The organism is Desulfobacula phenolica, assembly GCF_900105645.1.
Classification (GTDB): Bacteria; Desulfobacterota; Desulfobacteria; order Desulfobacterales; family Desulfobacteraceae; genus Desulfobacula; species Desulfobacula toluolica.
This window is the reverse complement of sequence record NZ_FNLL01000008.1, coordinates 185,390-202,973: the sequence shown is the minus strand read 5'-3', so window position 1 is coordinate 202,973 and position 17,584 is coordinate 185,390. Positions and strand designations below refer to the sequence as shown.

Here is a 17,584-nt window from a genome sequence, read left to right as displayed (position 1 = left end):
TTTTAAGGACTTTCATATAAAATGAAAAAGGATGAAAAAACTGGTTATGAAAGGCTGGTTATGAAAACTCAAAAAGTAATTGATCACATTGTTCAGTGGCTGGATAATTACCTTGAAAAATCAGGTTTAACAGGGTTTGCCATTGGTGTCTCAGGAGGAATAGATTCAGCCGTAACATCAACCCTGTGCGCGAAAACCGGCAAACCGGTTCTTGCCGTTAACATGCCTATTCACCAGGCAAAAGATCAGGTGTCCAGGTCTGAAAATCATATTGCATGGCTGGAAAAAAAATTTAATATGGTCAAAGGAACCGATCTTGACCTGACCCCTGTTTTTGAGCAGATGAAACAAAGCTTTCCCCATCATATACAGGACGGCCTGACCATGGCAAACACCCGGTCAAGACTTCGCATGCTCACCTTGTACGCTTTTGGATCAAACCACAAAATGCTGGTGGTAGGCACCGGCAATAAGGTTGAGGATTTTGGCGTGGGATTTTATACCAAATATGGAGATGGCGGCGTGGATCTTTCACCTATTGCCGACCTGATGAAATCCGAAGTTTATGAACTGGGAAAAGCCATGGGCATCATTGACGATATCCTGAAAGCGCCCCCCACGGACGGGCTATGGGAAGACGAGCGAACCGATGAAAGCCAGATCGGTGCCACCTATGCGGAACTGGAATGGGCCATGCAGTACCTGGAGTCCCCCCAAAAAAAAGCATTGACCGAGCAACAGAAAAAAGTGGTGTCCATCTACCAGAAATTTCATGCTGCCAATAAACATAAAATGGAGCCCATACCGGTTTGCCTTATTCCGGATGAATTTAAAAATTGAATTTAACAGACAAATTAAAAAATTGAGTTTTTTGTTTGTATGGGGTTTGTATAAGGTCTGCAGATGTTTCCTTAAAAAGGCATTTTTTTTGACAACGCCCTGACTATATATTATAAAACATTTTTCTAAAAAAAATGCATGGAGGAACTATGAATACTGGAAAAATCAGCCAACGTATTAAATATTTCATGGAAAAAAGGCAGATCGACGTTGACAATCTTGCAAAAGAGACAGGTCTTGAAAAAGATTTTATTGAGACCATGCTTGCAGAAAATATTTATCCCCCGTTAGGGCCGTTGATGAAAATCGCAAGAACGCTCGGTGTCCGGCTGGGTACATTTCTGGATGACCAGGAAACAACTGACCCGTATATTGTTCGTAACGCCCAAAGAGACGCTCAGTTCAGTGTGCTGGCAGAGAAAAACAAGGCCGCAACCCTGAACTTTTTTTCCCTGGGCATGGGAAAAACCGATCGCCACATGGAACCTTTTTTTGTTGAAATTCTTCCTGAATCAGCAAGCCAGAAGAACCTCTCCTCCCATGAAGGTGAAGAGTGGATTGCCGTACTCAAAGGAAGCATTGAAGTCATTTACGGAAAAGAGACCTATGTTCTCAATGAAGGGGACAGCGTGTATTATAATTCCGTGGTTCCTCACTATGTGAGCTGTGTGGGGGATGAAAAAGCACAGATCCATGCGGTCATCTATATACCTGAATAGCAGGAGGGGATAAAGCCATGAAAAATGAAAGCCCGTTAAGAGAACTTACCCTGGGGCAAATCCTTGATCAGACCGCTGCCCGGTTTCCCGACAATGATGCTGTTGTTTATGTGGATCGGGACTTTCGCTTGACCTATCGGCAATTTAATTCTTTAGTGGATGAAGTGGCCAGGGGGCTGATGGCGTTAGGGATTCAAAAGGGTGAAAAAGTGGCTGTATGGGCCACCAATATTCCGTTCTGGGTTGCTTTGCAATTTGCAACAGCCAAAATAGGTGCTGTTCTGCTGACCGTTAACACCAATTATAAGACTGCGGAACTGGAGTACCTTTTAATACAGTCTGAAACCGAAAACTTATTTTTGATTGACGGGTTCCAGGACACTGATTATGTAAACACCATTTATGAGCTGGTTCCCGAGCTTAAAACTCAGCAGAGGGGCAGTCTTTCCAGCAAAAAATTTCCCCATCTCAAAAGGGTGGCATTTTTAGGTCAGGAAAAGCACCGGGGCATGTATTCCATTCCTGAAATCAAGGCCCTGGGCGTAATGATAACGGATGAAGAGTATCTTTTACGGCAAAAAGAATTAAGCCCCCATGACGTGGTCAACATGCAGTATACCTCTGGAACAACCGGGTTTCCCAAGGGTGTGATGCTCACCCATTACAATGTCGGTAACAACGGGTTTTATATCGGTGCAAACCAGAATTTTTCCGAACATGACCGGGTCTGCATTCCGGTTCCCCTGTTTCATTGCTTTGGGTGTGTGCTGGGGACTCTTGCCGCCGTCAACCACGGCACCTGCATGGTTATTCTGGAAGGATTTGATCCGTTGGTGATCATGGCATCGGTGGAACAGGAAAAATGCACGTCCTTATATGGGGTTCCCACCATGTTTATCGCGCTTCTGGATAACCCCATGTTTTCAAAATTTGATTTTTCATCTCTCAGGACCGGTATCATGGCCGGGTCCAACTGCCCGATTCATGTCATGGAGCAGGTTATTGAAAAAATGAATATGACCGATATCACCATTATTTACGGACTGACCGAGGCATCACCGGGCATGACCGGTACGCGGATCGGGGATGAATTGCGGCTCCGGGTGGAAACCGTGGGACGGTCTTTGCCTCATGTTGAGGTCAAGGTCGTTGATATTGCAACAAAAGAAACCGTTGCCCCGGGTGTTCAGGGAGAAGTCTGCTGCCGGGGATATAATATTATGAAAGGGTATTACAACAACCCCGAGGCTACAAAAGAGGCTGTTGATGCTGACGGCTGGCTTCATTCAGGTGATCTTGGCATCATGGACGAACAGGGATACCTGGCGATTACCGGACGTCACAAGGATATGATTATCCGGGGAGGAGAAAATATCTATCCCAGGGAAATCGAAGAATTTTTATACCGGATGGATGAAATCAAAGATATCCAGGTGGCTGCAGTCCCCAGCAAAAAATACGGAGAAGAGGTTGGTGCATTTATTGTTCTTAAAGAAGATGCAAACATTGATGAGAGCGATGTAAAGGACTTTTGCAGAGGTAAAATCGCACGTTTTAAAATTCCCAGGTATGTTCATTTCGTGGACTCCTACCCCATGACGGCCAGCGGAAAAATCCAGAAATTTAAACTTTCTGAATTATCAGAGCAGATCTGGCCGGACCGGCGATAACAAAAAAATCTGTTTTACTACGGCACGTCAAATTTATTTCAATCTCCTGAAGCGGTTCTTGCTTCAGGAGATGTTTTTTTTATAAATGATTGAAAATACTTACGGAAGAATCAAGACCACACGCCATACACCCTAAAGTTGAAACGCCATTTAACTCTAAACATGGCCAAAATATAAGCTGTTTTTATTTTGTAATAAAGTTCCGATATACAAGCGGATCAGTTCAATAAAATTACTGACTTTTTAAAAAACCCATGGTAGAAAAATAAACGTGTTTAACGTGTGTGAATATTATTTTGCTTGATGCTGCAATAAAAATTCATACTGGTTGATTAAGTAAAGGAGGTTTTTATGAAAACCGTTTTTGTAGAGGTGCAAAAATGCGTTGGTTGCAGGCATTGTGAAATCGCCTGCGCCGTGGAGCATTCCAGGGAAAAGGCGTTATTGTCTTTTTTGAATGATGATCCTCAATCGCAACCCAGGATAAAGGTGGGCGCAGGGATCGATTTCATGACGTTTCCAAATCGCTGCCGGCATTGTGATCCGGCCCCTTGTCTGCAGATTTGTCCTACCGGGGCCATATACAAGGATAACGAGTTTGGTTCCGTTCTTGTTCGGGAGGAGCGATGCATATCCTGTGGAATGTGCGCCATGGCCTGTCCCTTCAGTGCGATCACCTTTCAGAAGACCCGTACCCAAAACCGTTCTGTTTCGTACAAATGCGATGATTGCATTGATCTTAGAAGAAATGACCTTAGAAAAAAAGATCCCAAAACAATTGATAGCAACAAAGAAGAAAAACAGCCGGCCTGTGTTAAGGCCTGTAAAACAGGTGCCCTTGTGTTTGGAGAAATCAATGCGACGATTCACAAAGCAAGGCGGGATGATGCCCTTGATATAACAGGATATATGAAGGGGAAACAATCATTTAAAATGCCTGAAAACATAAAAATGTTCAAGGGTATCATGGAAAAAATAGCCTGCCTTGGTCCAATGCCGTCATCACGATAAGGAGACAAAAAAAAATGAAAAGAGTGGATTTTAAAACCATTAAACATAAAGTTGAAGAACGAACGATTGTCGAGGCTGCAAAGCCTGTTATGGAGATGGCTCTGGAAGAAGGAATTGAAACTGCCTGGGACCGGCTGGAAATCCAGCAGCCCCAATGCGGATTCGGGCAGACAGGTGTTTGCTGTAACCGTTGTACATTGGGGCCTTGCAGGATTGATCCGTTTGAAGAAGGCCCTGAAAAAGGTGTTTGCGGAGCAGATGCCGACCTTATTGTTGCCAGAAATTTTCTGGATGATCTTTCCACAGGGGCTGCAGCCCATTCTGATCATGGGCGAGAGATACTCGAGACCCTTTATAAAACATCTGTTGGGCAGGCCCAGGGATATGATATTCAGGATACGAAAAAATTAAACCATATTGCTGCCGAGCTTGGGGTGGAAACAAAAAACAAAGATAACAATGAGATTGGCAAGGATGTTGCCCTGGCATTGCTCGAAGAGTTCGGCACCATCAAAAATTCCATCAAATTTATTGACCGTGCGCCGGACAAGACCAGGGAAATATGGAAAGCTGCCGGCATATCCCCCAGGAGTGTGGACAGAGAGATTGTTGAATCCATGCACCGCATACACATGGGGGTTGGGGCAAATTATGCCAATGTGCTTTTGCATGGATTAAGAACCTCGTTGTCGGACGGATGGGGCGGTTCAATGATGGCCACCGAGGTTTCCGACATTTTGTTCGGCACGCCTGAAATAAATTCCTCCCATGTAAACCTTGGAACCTTGAAAAAGGATATGGTAAATGTGATCCTCCATGGCCACAATCCCATCCTGTCCGAGATGCTGGTCAAAGCTGCACAAGATCCTGAGATGAAAAAACTGGCCCGGGAAAAGGGTGCAAGCGGAATCAACCTTGCCGGAATCTGCTGCACTGGCAATGAACTGCTCATGAGAAAAGGGGTTCCCATTGCCGGAAACATGCTGGACCAGGAGCTGGCACTGGCCACGGGAGCGGTTGAGGTTATGGTTGTGGATTATCAGTGCATATTTCCTTCCATTGCGCAGACAGCAGGCTGCTTTCATTCAAAAATTATTTCAACAAGTGAAAAATCAAAAGTTTCCGGCGCGGTTCACATGGAATTGCATCCTGAAACAGCCTTTGATACGGCAAACAAGATTCTAAAACTTGCCATTGAAAATTATCCCAACAGAAACCAGGACCGGGTTAAAATTCCGGCTGAACCTGTAAAAATGGTGGCTGGTTTTTCAGTTGAGGCGATCAAAAAAGCATTGGGCGGCAGTCTCAAACCCCTTGTGGATGTGATTGCAAGCGGAAAGATCAGGGGTGCTGTGGGTATTGTGGGGTGCAACAATCCCAAAATCAAACACGACTACGGCCATATTGAGCTTGCAAAGGCATTGATTAAAAACAACATCCTGGTGGTTGAAACAGGATGCGCCGCCATTGCTTCGGGAAAGGCGGGGCTGCTGCTGCCGGAAGCTGCGGAACTGGCAGGGGAAGGCTTAAAAGAGGTGTGCAAATCCCTGGGAATTCCACCGGTGCTTCATATGGGATCATGTGTGGACTGTTCCAGGATACTTGTGCTGGCGGCTGAACTGGCAAACATCCTGGGAGTTGGGATTGACCAGTTGCCTTTGGCGGGTGCTGCGCCTGAATGGTATTCCCAGAAGGCTATTTCCATTGGTTCCTATTTTGTATCCTCCGGGGTATTTACAGTACTGGGCATACCTCCCAAGATATTCGGCAGTCAAAATGTGATCAACCTGGTTGCAAGCGGTTTAAATGATGTTGTTCATGCCGCCTTTGCAGTGGAACCCGACCCGGTTGCGGCCGCACAATTGATATGCGATCATATAGAAAACAAAAGAAAGGCTTTGAACATATAAGAGGCGTAACGGTTCCCGCAAAGGCGGGAACCCAATCAAAAACAGGAATTCATTATGAAAATAGCAATCATAGGAATGGGGCCCGCAGGAACAGGCGTTGTCAGGACCCTGAGGCGGCATGACTCAGATGCCGAAATTACAATGTTTTCAGCGGAAAATGTTCCCCCTTATTCTCCCCCGGCACTTGGCGACTATTTGATTACCGGAAACAAGGAAGGCTTGTTCCGGCATGAGGATGATTTTTTTAAAACATACAATGTCAAGCAAAGGCCCGGGGAAAAAATCGTTCAGGTCATGCCGGAAGAAAAACAACTTAAAACGCAAAACAATGAGATTTTTGATTTTGATCACCTGGTTATCGCTTCCGGGTCTTCGTTATACGCCCCGGTCAAGGGAGCGGATAAAAAGGGGATTTATAATTTCAAAACTTTGGACGGAGCTGATCAAATAAAAAGAATCTCCCAAGAGGATAAAACCGCTGTTGTCCTGGGCGGAGGATTTATCGGAGTTGAGATCGCCTTGTGTTTGGCTAAAATCGGAATCAAGCCCACCCTGCTGAACAGGCGAGGTTGGATCATGCCCCGTTTGCTGGATGTTGAAACCGCCGGATATGTTGAAAAAGATCTTAGGGCACAGGGGGTTGAGGTTTTGTTGAATACCGAGGGCAAGGAGTTTGTAGGCAACGAATCCGTGGACGGCCTTTTAACATCCAATGGGAAAACATTAACTGCTGATATTTACATTGCAGCCACCGGGGTCAAGCCAAATATCGATTTTATCAAAGATACTGATATTGAGTATGATCAGGGGATTGTTGTGGATGAAAAATTGCGGACCCGATACCCTTATATCTATGCATGCGGGGATGTTGCCCAAACCATTGATCTTCTTTCCGGGAAAAGAAAAATACACGGCCTGTACCCTGTTGCAATGGATCATGCACAAACAGCGGCCTGCAATATATTGGGAATGGAACGTGAATATGAACGGCCCGTAAACATTAATTCTTTAAAAGAACTGGGGTTCAAAATTATTGTCGTCGGAAACCAGAAAGCAGAAGAGGTTTTTGAATATAAAACCGAAAATATCTTGCGCAAAATATATATAACAGCAGATAAAATAGTCGGGTTTGTGTTGCTGGGGGATATCTCCAATGCAGGTATCTATTTGTCGCTGTTGAAGAAAAAAACCAATGTTGCAAAGTTTAAACACCGGCTTTTATCAAAAGGATTCTCCCCTGGATTCCTGCCAGGCATGGGTGGTGTGAATTAAGGATCGGCTTTAAATGCACTGAAAATATGAAAGTCTTGAAAAAACATACAGAGACTTTTAATCTTTGTTGTGGGCAAATTTTAAATGAAATACCAGGTCTGCCCGTGGCATTTGTTATAAAACCGGCTTCTTTGAGATAAGATAATGAATTTGAATTTTATTTTTGTTTTCCAGCTTAAGTGATGCAGGGTTCAGAACCAGATCGACAGTAGCAGTACCGGATTCAGTGAGATTGTCCAAAGGTATTTGTTTTGTGAAAATAGTGGAAATATCTTTTAAAGCAAGACTCCCGCCGATTACCCGAACGGTTTTAGGTATTGCCTTTGCCTCTTGCATGACAACACCCATAGGCAATTTTCCCATCCAGTTCGGCTGTATGGGAAGTTCTTTTTTAATCAGGGTATCCAGAGTTATATCCAGTTCTGACGGCTCTATTTTTTTCAGCCTTATCCCCGGCGGAAGCAGTATGTTTGCCTTGGTGACGGACAGCTTGTTAACCCCTACCACAGACTGGGACAGGTTCAGTTTGATATTAATCTGTTCAGGCTTGATGGCATTGATTAAAGGTTTTGCACCACTGATCAAAAGCTTAATATTGGATGCAGAAGAAGAGATAATTTCCATTTTCTGATCCGGATTTATAAATTCAACCGGGATTTCATGTGTAGCAAGGGTTTCCATTCCTCTTGAAAAGCTGAGCCATATTCCGGTAATGCAAAAAAGACTTATTAATCCGGCTGTAATCAGTTCTATGGTCTGATGCCGGACACCTTTTTTTGTTGAATCATCTCCTGCATGATCCTGAAGCAATTTTTCAAGCGCCAGACGATTGCGGATATCATAGACTTGATTTTCTTTGAACAATGTTACCTTGCCCCGTTCTTCAGACACAACTATAACAAGGGCATCCGTAAGTTCTGTTAAACCGGATGCAGCCCTGTGCCGGGTTCCGAAAAAAGAGGGCAGATCTTTTCTCTTTGACAATGGAAGTATCACACCTGCGCTGATGATCCGGTCCCCTTGTATGACAATGGCTCCGTCGTGTATCGGATTGTCTGGCCAGAAAGCACTCACCAGCAGTTCCTGCGACAGCTTGCCATCCAGGGAAATTCCTCCTTGAACAACACTGGCAAGCCCTTGCTTTAAGGGCAGCACGATCAGGGCCCCGATTTTTTTTTGGGCCAGTGCCCAGACACTGTCGGCAATTATGTTCAAAGGGGTATGAAATTGATGCCGGGGGATTCCCCATAAAAATGATTTCAGGTCTTTGGTCTGAAAAACGCTGGATATTTCATTTCGAAAAACAATGATGATAACCAAAGCGGCCACGGTGATAATACCCTGCATGGCCCAGTTTGTTATGATCAGACCAAGGGAAACAGCGGCTTGACCTGCCACCCAGAGAACACAAATAGTCAGCAGAGCCCTGATAACATTGGTTCCTCTGAAAAGCACATAAAGCCGAAATAAAACATAGCTGTTTAACAGGATATCCAATGCATCCTGCCAGCGAAACCCGGAAAACAGATAAAAAAGAGGTTCCATTGTTAATCAGTCTGCCATACTGAATCTTAATGTTTGCAACAGGGTATCATTGACATCCCGTATTTCGACGCGCCAGGGTCCCTTATCTTCATCCCGGATTTGTATCCTGCTGAAAGAGGACCATTTTGGTGGAGAAAGGGTGAGTTTCATGGTGAAGATCAGCTTGTCTTTTTTGTACCAGTGGTGAAAAATATAAGTTTTTTCAAACACGGGATCAAATTTTGAAAAACAAAAAACCTCGCCCTGGGATATTGAAAAGACCACAGCCGGGTTCACCGGTTGAAAAGTTTCAATGGATTCACACATAACTGCCTGAACCATAACCATTTTAGCATTTGATTGTTCTGAACTGACATTTGCTGCAGACAATAACACCAGAACAAGCAAAACCAGAAAGGGTTTTATTGATTTGTCGGTAAAAATTATTTTCATGTCCCCACTATATTTCATGTCCTAACTATATTTCATGTCCTCACTATAACGGACGTTTTCTTTTTTCCAAAATTAAAATAAAGTATATGAGGTTGCTGCACCAGCGCTTTTTAGCATACAGCTTTAAGCGGTGGTCGGTAATTTGAGGTGAAAAACCAGCAAGCCGGCAGTCACCAGTGCCAACGCAGACAGAAGGTGAACTGTCAACGGCTCTCCTAAGATCAACCAGCCAAAACATACCCCGGCAATGGGCATCACAAAGATAAAGGAATGCAGTGAAGATGCCCCGTGTTTTTTCAATAGTGTATTCCAGGCCACAAAACCCAGAGAGGCGATGACAACGCTTTGATATAACAAAGCGCCCAGTATTGTCCGGTCAAGGCGAATGATCATGTTCGGATCTAAAAATATCCCGCCGGCCAGAAAAATCGGTGCGGCAAATATGAACGGATAGATTACCAGGTGAAAGGGTTCAAAATCTTGGATCACCCTTTTGGTGAAAATGATGCGGCAGGCCCACATGAAAACAGCAGCCAGGACTATCAGATCCCCTGTCTGACAACCTGACGAAAGCCCTTCTTTGTCCGTCAATATCAAAAAGACGCCGAAAAATCCCATCAGCATACCTATTATTTTTTGGGGTGTGATGTTTTCCCCCGGAATAAAAAAATGGGATAAAACAAGCACTATAAAGGGTAGAAGGTTGGCGATCAGAACACCGTGAGAGGCATTGGTTTTGCTCATGCCAAAGTAAAACAAAGACATCTGGGTGGTCAGAATCATGCCCACGGCAAAGGTTGAAACCCACAGGTTTTTTTTTATTTTCAGGGGTTGCCGGGTAAAAACAGCCCACAAAAAAACAACTGCCGCAGCAATGGCAAACCTAATACCTGCATTGGTAAACGGTCCGAATCCTGCCAGGCTGAGCTTAATAGCCACTGGATTGCCACCGAATATGATGCACAATACAATAATGGATGCTGTGGTGCCGGATGAAAATTCGCTTCTGGGTGTCATAATAGCTTTAAAGTTTTTCCTGTTCTTTCTGGGCAACAATCTGATCTCGACCGTTGTTTTTAGCCATGAAAAGCGCATCATCCGCCCGTTTTATAAGACTTGTTTCCGGTTCATTCATCCGGTACAGGGAAATTCCCATGGAAACCGTAATTTTTCCCATGGTTTCACCGGATTTTCTTAGCTTCCATTCCTTTGTGGCCAGGGTTTTTTGAATTTTTTTAGCCACGGTTGTTGCACCTTTGATTCCTGTTTCAGGTAAAATTATTAAAAACTCCTCTCCCCCGTATCTGGCTGCAATGTCGTTTTTTCTCAAATGAGTTTTCAGAATCTGGGAAATACCTCTCAAAAGACTGTCTCCCACCAGATGTCCAAAGGTATCATTCACCCGTTTGAAATAATCAATATCCACCATAATAATGGAAAAAGGCAAATCATTTTGTTTGGCCCTGATTCTTTCTATCTCAAGCTTTTTTTCAAGCCCTCTCCTGTTAATCAACCCGGTTAAAGCGTCTGTCTGTGCTTCCTGCTGGGATTTTTCCAATTCCTGTTGCAATTGCTTTAAATCTTCAGAAGATATTTTCATCCTGGTTTGAAGTCTTTTGCCTGATTGGAGGAGTCCTTTGGTTTCAGCCAGCATCTGGTCAACAATACATCTTATTTCATTAAAATTTTTGGCATCATTTATCTGAACCGCTAAGTCGTTCAGGCTCTTACCGTTTTCGGCAAGATCTTCCTCGGTTTCGGAGACATGGTTGGAAATATCTTTGAGCATCAGAGAAATCTTGGTTAACAGATTGCTGATGACAATTCTATCTCCATCCACCACATATTTTTGATAAAGGCCTTCTACCTTGCCGTTATTAATGGGGCTGGCATTTTTAAGTGAGTGATCAATGGCTTTTTTGAGTTTTATATTTTTGCCGGATACATACTCGTACCAGACCGCATAGTTTACCGGGGTGGCAGGCAGATTGTGTTTTGTAATATAATTTAATGCCAGTCTCAGGTATTCCCCTGCCTTTGTTTTTTCTTCCATATAATTCATAAACTACCTAAGCCAAACCATGTTTATTCCGACAGATATTTTGTACAAATGCATCTCCAATTAACATTTTTGCCCCAATTGCCCGCAACCTGCTGCAACGGATTGACCTCTGGTCCATCGTTTAATCACAAATATACCCTTGTTTGTCAAGGTTTGAGCAAACTTGTGCATATCCGCGTCACAAGGTGATTCATAATTAAACCCGTTTACAGGATTACAGGGAATGAGGTTCAATCTTACAGGCAAAGGTTTAATATAATCAGCCAATCTTATAGCATCCTTTTGAGAATCATTTAAACCTTTAATTAAAATATATTCAAATAGAAAACACCCTCTTTTGGTCAGTGGAAATGATTGTAACGCCTTTTTAAGGGAGATCAGGGGTATGGTTTTATTGACCGGCATCAACCAGGAGCGGGTTTTATCATCAGCGGCATTTATGGATATTGCAAGTCGTAAGCCCTGCATATCCAGGTCGGCAAGTTTTTCAATACCATTTATCAGGCCGGATGTGGATACTGTGATATGGCTCAGGGCAATGTCAAACCCTTTTTGCTCATTCATTATTCGAATCGCCTGTATTACAGGGTCAAAATTGTCAAAAGGCTCGCCCATACCCATAAAAACAATATTTTTTATTTTCTCTTTTAAGGTGAATCTTGCATTGAACAACTGGCCTGTAATTTCAAAGGTTTTAAGATTTCTTTTAAAACCCATTCTGCCTGTTTCGCAAAACCGGCATCCCATTTTACATCCCACCTGGCTTGAAACACAAAGAGTCTGATGATTTGTCATGGGAATAATAACGGATTCTATTTTCTGGCCATCTGAAAGCTTTGTGATAAACTTGGTCAGATTGTTTTCCTTAAAGGTTTCAACAATCTGTCCGGGTATGAGTGTGATTTTGTTTTTAAGCTGTCCGGTAAAGGCGGGTGATGAGGTAAACTCTTTTGCTTCAAAAAATTCTTTGTTGCCAAATTTAAAAGTTTCCCGGTAAAGGGCAGATGCATGAAACTGCCCTTTGCCGAATGTCTGCTTTAATCTGCAGGTAAGCTGATCCAATGTGAGGTCTAAAATTTCCATCAACCTATTTTGTTATAAAAACAGGGCATTGTGCTTTTTGAATCACCTGGTGGGCAACGCTGCCAAGAAGCAATCCGGTGAAATCAGAAACCCCTCTTGACCCCATAACAATCAGGTCGATTTTTTCAATTACGGCCACATCAGGTATTTTGTTGCCCGGAGCCCCTTCAAGAATACGGACATCAAACTTTACGTTTTCCTGCTCAAGCAGTTCGATAAAAGGCTGAACAAGCTCTTCTGAGGCTTTGTTGATTTCATCAATCGCCTGCTGGAAATAGGGTTCTGCCAAAACAATGGGAAACCTTGCATGACAATGCAGTAAAACGATCCTGGCATCTAAGAGTTTTGCAAGTTCAATGGCGTGCCGGGTTGATCGGATTGAATGATCTGATCCGTCAATCGGGTTCAGTATTGTTTTAATATTCATTACTTGCTCCTTTCCAGCCTGTTCGTTCAGGCTGACATCGTATCCCCAAATTTTGAGAGCCTTTTCACACTCCATACTCTGTGTTGAGTATATTATTTCCACGACATAATGTCACTTGATTTGTTGAAAACAAAGTGGATATTGATGAAAAACCCATCACAATCTGATACTTGAATTCTTTATTAAAAACAAATATCTGAAGCAAAGAAATGATCATAAGCAACCAAAAAAAACAGGGCCTGCCATGGAATATCAGGATAAAAGAATATCGTTAAAAGAGTCAGGATGTCATTGACCGGATATCTTCTTTTTTTATGAAATGTCCGGGTGCCGGATTTTCTTGTAGTATGATTCTGAATTGTAAATGGCTGCCAGGGGATTATGGCCGGTTACCCGATCCTTGACTGCCAATACCGTGGTAGGAATATCCGTAAATTTGAGAAACAAGGTATCATGGCCCACACACAATCCCAGGAGGATGTTAAAGTCAACCTGCTCATGATTCAGGGCTTTTGCCTGGAATATGGGGTTGCACATGGCTTCATCCGTACCCTTGAAAATCTTTTCATCATCACTGATTCCGATGATATCTTTTGAACTGTTACCAGCCTTGCAGCAAACAGAGGCCACCTCAAATCCATACCCGGTTAAAATTTCTTCAACAATCTTGGCTTCTTTTGAAAGTCCCAGACAAAAGGCAAGACCCAGACGTTTATAACCCATTTTTATGGCAAATTCACAGGTTTCAACTATCCGTGTCTTGCAGGGCTGCATAATATAGGGCTGCTGGTCCCGGTTGGCATAGCACTCTGCTTCCTGCAACGATGCATTGTGAGCAAACTCATTGACGTCTTGTGCTTCATATTCTTTATTGGCGTCTTTTAACACATCCTTTAGCGTGAGTGTCGGGCATCCCTTGCGGCCCTTGCCTTTATCTGAAAAACAAATTCTTTGGAAAATTTCAAGTTCGCAGGAGGCACAAGAAGATGGTATTCTCTTTTTTTCAGTCGTCATTTTTCTCTCCGAATTTAAATTATGTAACAGCTTCAACTTGTATGCAAACAATTCTTTTCCGTCAAGAAAAAGATGCTTAAAACAACAAGTAAGCAATTACATCGACTTTAGATAGTGCCTGACCCTAAAAAAAGATGTGATAAAACTCTGGCCCTTGATGCCTATATTAAGCTTTGCTCCATAGCATCCACCCGTAAATAATTGTCAAAACTACAGCATAGAACAAAAGGGCATAGAACCATTTGCCGGAAAACTTAGGTGTCCTGACGGGCGACAGATTAAGCACGGCCATGACCATGAATATTGTGTATGTTATGATTGAAAAACCCTTTGAATTAAACAGGCCTTCAAACAAAAAAATAAAAGCGAAAAGGATCGTGTTGTTGTCAAGCGCAAGTCCCATATACGTTGAATCATCAATAAGACCGAATACATTGAAATAGCTGAGCCGAATGGCGCTTGCACTGACAATCACAAAGGCTCCCGGCAGGAACCATGGGCTGAAGTTGCCATAGCTTAAAAGGAAAACAGCAGGACAGATTCCAAAGCTGACCATATCAATCAACGAGTCCAACTGCCCGCCGAACTGCCTGTGCATATCTGTTCGGCCTTTCATTTTACGGGCAATGATACCGTCTGCCCAGTCAAACAAAACCGCCCATATCATTCCAATGATTGCCATTTTAAAATTTTGAAGAATTGCAAAATAGACGCCCAAGAGTGCGCATAAAAGCCCTGCAAGTGAACAGATATTTGGAAGATCTTTTGCAAAAAAAATCATTCCGGCCGGATGGGATTGTCTGTCGCTTAATTTGTTCATAAACATCCTTTTTAATGTTTTTTATAACCAAGGATAGACACCAGCGCATCAACCAGGTTGGAATTTTCTTTATTGGTTCTTGAAGCAATGCGGATATATCTTTCCGAATCAGGCAGGGTTTTTCCCTGACAGTGTTTGATATACATATTATGCTCAATAAATAGTTTTTTTGTAATTTCAGGAGCATCAGGGCTTTTGTCAGGCAGACGACAAAAAATAAAATTGGCATCCGGTTTATAAATTGTGCCTCCCAACAAACTTTTTAAGTCATAATAAAGCGTATCCCGGTCTTTTTTAACCTGTTTGCAACTCGTGATAAACTCTTTATGAAAATCCGGTAAAATTCTCAAAAATTCTTCGGCAAATCCATTAATGTTCCAGATATGTACACCTTGGCGGACAGCTTTTGCAAATTTGGAGTTTGCCGTCAGAAGATAGCCTATTCTAATGCCGCATATGCCATATGCCTTACTCATGCTTTTGAAAACAGCAATGTTGGGATATTGTTCAATTTCATTTTCCATGCTTGCCTGATCCGGGTTGTCAACAAAATCAACAAATGATTCATCAATAATCAGCTGACAATCTTGATCAGCCAGCCTTTTTGTCAGATATATCAGATCGACCTTGGGGATGGCTATGGAAGTAGGATTGTTCGGCGTAACCACGACGGCAACATCTGCTTTGGATTTTATAACTTGATCGGCAAACTTCTCCACATCCAGATGAAAAGATGGAAATTCAAGAGGAAACTCTATGGCACTGCCCTTTGGTGCAGCATTCACATATTCATTAAAAGACGGCACAGGTACAATGATTTTTCGGGCAATCTGACCTGAAACGATTTTAATAAGCTCTGCCGCACCATTGCCGACAACAATGTTTTCAGGCTTTTGATTGATGATTTTACCCACAAGAGAAGCAAGGACATCCTGAGCAACCGGGTAGTTGAGTACCAGATCATGGATTTGGTTTTTAAAATGGTCAAAAATATTTTCGGGTGGAAAATAAAGGTTATACAGATAAGCATGGTCGATAAAATCATGGCGATAGTATCCACCATGCTGACCTGAAATGTATTCATATTTTTCTGTTTGATTTTTATAGTCTGGATGTGGCACTAAACTGTCCTTTCAAGGTAGATTTGCAGGCAGGCAGGAGGGGGATTATCAAATCATCTGTGTTTATGTCACCAAAGTATGGTTTCTGGTTGACTTGTGAGGGAAAAAGTTGCTCAGCAATTGTAAGATCGTCTATGGTATCGACTTCATACCAGGGTTTGCCGTCAAAAAAAACCGCTTTAAGTGACAATTGATTTTTCGCTACCATCTTCTCAAAAACAGCTTCATAATAGTCATTGACCCTTCCGGCTAAAATATATTGATTCAGCATGTGAACAACACGATCCCAGGAAGCAAGAGAAAGGCTGTAAATATTGACAGTCTTATATTTTGTTTTATTTGAAGAAGCAACTGTGCTGCTGTGGAATGCATCAACATGATTGGATTGATCTAATGTCACAGTTGAACCGTTCAACCATGGTTTTATGCTTGCAACGGCTATTCTGTCAGGATAAAGCATATCCTTTAACAATAAAGTGTCAAAGACAAGGTCACTTTCGATCAGCATGAACGGTTCATTGATTGTTTTTCGTGCCATCCACAAAGAATATATATTATTCGTTGTCTTGTACAAAGGACTGAATACATATTCGATTTTAAGGTTGCCAGCCCTGTCTTCCAAAAAGTTGCGGATACAGTCTTCTAAGTGTCCCGTGACCACAACCAGACGCTTGAAACCATTCTGATTAAGGTTTTTGATCAATCTCTCCAGTATGGAAAGTTCATTTACCATTGTCATGCACTTGGGAGAGCTTTTTGTCAGGGGAAGCAGGCGGCTTCCTGTGCCGGCTGCAAGTAGCAGGGCTGTCGTGATACGTTTCTTTTGTTTATAATAATTTTTTTGTTCTATCATGGATCTCCTTTTTTAAAGATTATTTTATTTGCATTTATAATGCTCGTTTGGCTCTTATCGCCTCTACTGCTTCCATGCCTTGTGTTCGGATAACGGAGTATATCCTTATTTTCAAAGGATTCCGTAAAAGGGTCTTTGTCCCCAGTAATACGCCGAATCTTAGGGACTTGATGTGATGATCCAAATCTTCACGGGTTTTCCATTCTTCGAATATGCAAAAGCAGTTTTTGTCATTGATATCGCAGGCAATATAATAGCTTTTGCAACCTTGTTCCTTTCCCACTGGTTTGATCAGCGAGGTAAGAGTCTGCATCACTTCCAGTTTTTTTTCCGGAAGCACTTCCAGGGTAATTTTGACAGCGATCATTGAAGATCTCCTCTTGGGAAAAAGTCAGAAAACTTGAAATTAATCTATAATTTCAAGCACAACCCGTTTTTTTGCTTTGGCTGAAACCGCACTTAAAATGATCCTCAATGCGTTTGCTGTCCGGCCTTGCTTGCCAATCACTTTTCCAACATCTGATTTGGAGACCTGCAACTCGAGTATGGATATGTTCTTTCCGCAGATTTCTGTAACGCATACTAACTCAGGCTCATCAACCAATACCTGTACGATTTTTTTCGTGATTGTCTTCATGCCGAATTCATTTCTCCTTATTAAAGGTGGCGCCATTTAAGAAAATGGGAAACATTAACTTTTCTTTTTTAATTTTCTTTTTTCTTTGGGTGTGAGTTTCCCTTTTTTCTGGTCTTCTCGTTTTCCTTTGTCTTTTTTCCCCTTGTCTGCCATGACATTCCCTTTTTT

The 17,584-nt window shown here is 42.6% G+C and carries 18 protein-coding genes; 6 read left to right on the top strand and 12 right to left on the bottom strand.

Annotated features, from left to right (window positions below; all coding sequences use genetic code 11):
• The first annotated feature begins 21 nt into the window (after window positions 1-21).
• The 6 genes from nadE (at window position 22) to BLT94_RS14425 (ending at window position 7,422) form a co-directional block, all read left to right on the top strand.
• Window positions 22-840, top strand: coding sequence for an NAD(+) synthase (nadE, locus tag BLT94_RS14450; RefSeq protein WP_245743137.1), 819 nt, complete (start codon window positions 22-24; stop codon window positions 838-840).
• A 149-nt stretch (window positions 841-989) separates the two neighbouring features.
• Window positions 990-1,559, top strand: coding sequence for a cupin domain-containing protein (locus BLT94_RS14445; RefSeq protein ID WP_014959152.1), 570 nt, complete (start codon window positions 990-992; stop codon window positions 1,557-1,559).
• A gap of 17 nt (window positions 1,560-1,576) precedes the next feature.
• Window positions 1,577-3,229, top strand: coding sequence for an AMP-binding protein (locus BLT94_RS14440; protein WP_092235531.1), 1,653 nt, complete (start codon window positions 1,577-1,579; stop codon window positions 3,227-3,229).
• A gap of 351 nt (window positions 3,230-3,580) precedes the next feature.
• The gene (locus BLT94_RS14435; protein WP_014959150.1) at window positions 3,581-4,240 is read left to right on the top strand and encodes a 4Fe-4S dicluster domain-containing protein; all 660 of its coding nucleotides are present in this window, start codon (window positions 3,581-3,583) and stop codon (window positions 4,238-4,240) included.
• A gap of 14 nt (window positions 4,241-4,254) precedes the next feature.
• Entirely contained in the window at window positions 4,255-6,150 is a 1,896-nt protein-coding gene (cooS, locus tag BLT94_RS14430) for an anaerobic carbon-monoxide dehydrogenase catalytic subunit (RefSeq protein ID WP_014959149.1), read from the top strand.
• Window positions 6,151-6,204: 54 nt separating this feature from the next.
• The gene (locus BLT94_RS14425) at window positions 6,205-7,422 is read left to right on the top strand and encodes an NAD(P)/FAD-dependent oxidoreductase (RefSeq protein ID WP_092235528.1); all 1,218 of its coding nucleotides are present in this window, start codon (window positions 6,205-6,207) and stop codon (window positions 7,420-7,422) included.
• Window positions 7,423-7,536: 114 nt separating this feature from the next.
• Here BLT94_RS14425 and BLT94_RS14420 read toward each other — a convergent pair whose 3' ends face one another.
• From BLT94_RS14420 to BLT94_RS14365, 12 genes are all read right to left on the bottom strand, one after another.
• Entirely contained in the window at window positions 7,537-8,967 is a 1,431-nt protein-coding gene (locus tag BLT94_RS14420; protein WP_092235525.1) for a diadenylate cyclase, read from the bottom strand.
• A 6-nt stretch (window positions 8,968-8,973) separates the two neighbouring features.
• Complete coding sequence (locus BLT94_RS14415) at window positions 8,974-9,399, bottom strand: DUF2914 domain-containing protein (protein WP_245743136.1); 426 nt, start codon at window positions 9,397-9,399, stop codon at window positions 8,974-8,976.
• Between the two features lie 123 nt (window positions 9,400-9,522).
• Window positions 9,523-10,416 (bottom strand): DMT family transporter, encoded by an 894-nt coding sequence (locus tag BLT94_RS14410; protein ID WP_245743135.1) that lies wholly within the window; start codon window positions 10,414-10,416, stop codon window positions 9,523-9,525.
• Between the two features lie 7 nt (window positions 10,417-10,423).
• Window positions 10,424-11,461, bottom strand: coding sequence for a GGDEF domain-containing protein (locus BLT94_RS14405; RefSeq protein ID WP_092235517.1), 1,038 nt, complete (start codon window positions 11,459-11,461; stop codon window positions 10,424-10,426).
• 60 nt (window positions 11,462-11,521) lie between these two features.
• Window positions 11,522-12,544: a 23S rRNA (adenine(2503)-C(2))-methyltransferase RlmN gene (gene rlmN, locus BLT94_RS14400; protein ID WP_092235515.1), complete on the bottom strand. Its 1,023-nt coding sequence runs from the start codon at window positions 12,542-12,544 to the stop codon at window positions 11,522-11,524.
• A gap of 4 nt (window positions 12,545-12,548) precedes the next feature.
• Complete coding sequence (locus tag BLT94_RS14395) at window positions 12,549-12,971, bottom strand: universal stress protein (protein ID WP_092235622.1); 423 nt, start codon at window positions 12,969-12,971, stop codon at window positions 12,549-12,551.
• Between the two features lie 312 nt (window positions 12,972-13,283).
• Window positions 13,284-13,985, bottom strand: coding sequence for a DUF1847 domain-containing protein (locus BLT94_RS14390; protein WP_014959136.1), 702 nt, complete (start codon window positions 13,983-13,985; stop codon window positions 13,284-13,286).
• Window positions 13,986-14,151: 166 nt separating this feature from the next.
• On the bottom strand, window positions 14,152-14,805 hold the full coding sequence (locus BLT94_RS14385; protein WP_092235512.1) for a CDP-alcohol phosphatidyltransferase family protein: 654 nt from the start codon (window positions 14,803-14,805) through the stop codon (window positions 14,152-14,154).
• A gap of 11 nt (window positions 14,806-14,816) precedes the next feature.
• Entirely contained in the window at window positions 14,817-15,926 is a 1,110-nt protein-coding gene (locus tag BLT94_RS14380; RefSeq protein ID WP_092235509.1) for a pyridoxal phosphate-dependent aminotransferase, read from the bottom strand.
• Entirely contained in the window at window positions 15,907-16,779 is an 873-nt protein-coding gene (locus BLT94_RS14375) for a phosphocholine cytidylyltransferase family protein (protein ID WP_092235506.1), read from the bottom strand. Before BLT94_RS14375 ends, BLT94_RS14380 begins: the two co-directional genes overlap by 20 nt.
• A 34-nt stretch (window positions 16,780-16,813) precedes the next feature.
• Window positions 16,814-17,146 (bottom strand): putative quinol monooxygenase, encoded by a 333-nt coding sequence (locus BLT94_RS14370; RefSeq protein WP_092235503.1) that lies wholly within the window; start codon window positions 17,144-17,146, stop codon window positions 16,814-16,816.
• 39 nt (window positions 17,147-17,185) lie between these two features.
• On the bottom strand, window positions 17,186-17,416 hold the full coding sequence (locus BLT94_RS14365; RefSeq protein ID WP_092235500.1) for a KH domain-containing protein: 231 nt from the start codon (window positions 17,414-17,416) through the stop codon (window positions 17,186-17,188).
• Window positions 17,417-17,584: the final 168 nt, after the last annotated feature.

Bases quoted from the DNA above. Each gene is read 5' to 3' on its own strand.
- nadE (WP_245743137.1), top strand. From the start codon at position 22: ATGAAAAAGGATGAAAAAACTGGTTATGAAAGGCTGGTTATGAAAACT.
- BLT94_RS14445 (WP_014959152.1), top strand. From the start codon at position 990: ATGAATACTGGAAAAATCAGCCAACGTATTAAATATTTCATGGAAAAA.
- BLT94_RS14440 (WP_092235531.1), top strand. From the start codon at position 1,577: ATGAAAAATGAAAGCCCGTTAAGAGAACTTACCCTGGGGCAAATCCTT.
- BLT94_RS14435 (WP_014959150.1), top strand. From the start codon at position 3,581: ATGAAAACCGTTTTTGTAGAGGTGCAAAAATGCGTTGGTTGCAGGCAT.
- cooS (WP_014959149.1), top strand. From the start codon at position 4,255: ATGAAAAGAGTGGATTTTAAAACCATTAAACATAAAGTTGAAGAACGA.
- BLT94_RS14425 (WP_092235528.1), top strand. From the start codon at position 6,205: ATGAAAATAGCAATCATAGGAATGGGGCCCGCAGGAACAGGCGTTGTC.
- BLT94_RS14420 (WP_092235525.1), bottom strand. From the start codon at position 8,967: ATGGAACCTCTTTTTTATCTGTTTTCCGGGTTTCGCTGGCAGGATGCA.
- BLT94_RS14415 (WP_245743136.1), bottom strand. From the start codon at position 9,399: ATGAAAATAATTTTTACCGACAAATCAATAAAACCCTTTCTGGTTTTG.
- BLT94_RS14410 (WP_245743135.1), bottom strand. From the start codon at position 10,416: ATGACACCCAGAAGCGAATTTTCATCCGGCACCACAGCATCCATTATT.
- BLT94_RS14405 (WP_092235517.1), bottom strand. From the start codon at position 11,461: ATGAATTATATGGAAGAAAAAACAAAGGCAGGGGAATACCTGAGACTG.
- rlmN (WP_092235515.1), bottom strand. From the start codon at position 12,544: ATGGAAATTTTAGACCTCACATTGGATCAGCTTACCTGCAGATTAAAG.
- BLT94_RS14395 (WP_092235622.1), bottom strand. From the start codon at position 12,971: ATGAATATTAAAACAATACTGAACCCGATTGACGGATCAGATCATTCA.
- BLT94_RS14390 (WP_014959136.1), bottom strand. From the start codon at position 13,985: ATGACGACTGAAAAAAAGAGAATACCATCTTCTTGTGCCTCCTGCGAA.
- BLT94_RS14385 (WP_092235512.1), bottom strand. From the start codon at position 14,805: ATGAACAAATTAAGCGACAGACAATCCCATCCGGCCGGAATGATTTTT.
- BLT94_RS14375 (WP_092235506.1), bottom strand. From the start codon at position 16,779: ATGATAGAACAAAAAAATTATTATAAACAAAAGAAACGTATCACGACA.
- BLT94_RS14370 (WP_092235503.1), bottom strand. From the start codon at position 17,146: ATGATCGCTGTCAAAATTACCCTGGAAGTGCTTCCGGAAAAAAAACTG.
- BLT94_RS14365 (WP_092235500.1), bottom strand. From the start codon at position 17,416: ATGAAGACAATCACGAAAAAAATCGTACAGGTATTGGTTGATGAGCCT.